This window comes from Mycobacterium sp. UM_Kg27, assembly GCF_000972905.1.
Classification (GTDB): domain Bacteria; phylum Actinomycetota; class Actinomycetes; order Mycobacteriales; family Mycobacteriaceae; genus Mycobacterium.
The window spans coordinates 1-227 of sequence record NZ_JRMM01000384.1; the positions used below are offsets into that span (position 1 = coordinate 1).

Below are 227 nucleotides of genomic sequence, written 5' to 3' on the forward strand. Positions count from 1 at the left end.
AAGCTCGACCCGCCCAACCCGTCACCGTGGGTCACCTCGATCACCGGCACCCCGGCAGCATCCAGGGCGGCCACGATCGCGCCGACCTCATCGAGAGTGAACTGATGCCGCTTATGGTGGCTGCCGTCGCGCAGCGAAGTGTCGGTGATCCGCACATCAAAAATGTGATCAGACATAACGATTACACTCCTCCAGCCGTGACGCCGGCCATCTCGCGGGCGATCTCC

The 227-nt window shown here is 63.0% G+C and carries 1 pseudogene; it reads right to left on the bottom strand.

What is annotated here, in order from left to right:
• A pseudogene (locus tag LI94_RS21750) lies at positions 1–176 on the bottom strand (4-hydroxy-2-oxovalerate aldolase); the annotation flags it as partial.
• Positions 177–227 lie beyond the last annotated feature (51 nt).